At 66.5% G+C, this 796-nt stretch carries 1 protein-coding gene; it reads right to left on the minus strand.

Features of this window, described 5'->3' with window-relative positions; all coding sequences use genetic code 11:
- The coding region (locus DMC61_RS40875) for a hypothetical protein (RefSeq protein ID WP_148106762.1) at window positions 1–775 on the minus strand (775 nt) is incomplete at its 3' end.
- Window positions 776–796: the final 21 nt, after the last annotated feature.

Below are 796 nucleotides of genomic sequence, written 5' to 3' on the forward strand. Positions count from 1 at the left end.
TGGTGAGGCGGTCGCGGAGGTCGAAGGCGGTTTTGCGGATGCTTCCGGCGGCGGAGTGGAAGATTCCGGCGAAGGCGCCGCCGAGTGCGCCTCCGACGAGGGAGGAGGTGAGGGATTTGGTGTCCCAGCCTTGGCGGTCGCCGTCGGCGATTTGGCGGGCTTGGACGCCGAAGTCGGTGCCGCCCATGAGTGCGGCGCCGAAGGCGGCGAAGCCGCCGGTTTTGATGGCGAGGTCTTTCGCGAACTTGAGCAACGCGGTTTTGGTGGCTTGGGAGAGGCCACCGCTGAGGGAGAGCTGTCCCATGCGGGTAATGAGGGCGCGCCAGATCGCGGTCAGCGCGACCCTGGCGGCGGCGATCACCACTCCGGTGAACAGGGCGCCGATGAGGGTGGCCATCAGGTGGATGATGGAGGCGAGGGTGAAGGCGGCGAAGACGACGAACATGACTTTGGTTTTGTAGACGTCGGCTGCGGCGTTCTGCGCCATTTTCGCGAGTTCACCGGCGGCCTCACCGAGCCCGGCGACACCGTCGGGGATCGTCGCACTCAGGAAATGGGCGAAGAACTCCCCGGTCTCACCCTCCAAGACCTGCGGGACCGCCACCCCGGCGGCCCGGGTGGCGGCCTCGAACACACCGGCGGCGTCCTCGAACGCCTCCCACGCCTTCCACAACGCGACCAGACCTTGATCGTCACTCTCCGGCCACGACAAGCCCAGAGTGAACTCCAGGAACTTCCGCACATCCGGCGGAATGTGCACACCCCCGTTGCTCAAGTGCGACACCTCCTCCGAACA

The organism is Amycolatopsis sp. WAC 04169 (assembly GCF_003947535.1).
In the GTDB taxonomy this organism is placed as follows: Bacteria; Actinomycetota; Actinomycetes; order Mycobacteriales; family Pseudonocardiaceae; genus Amycolatopsis; species Amycolatopsis keratiniphila.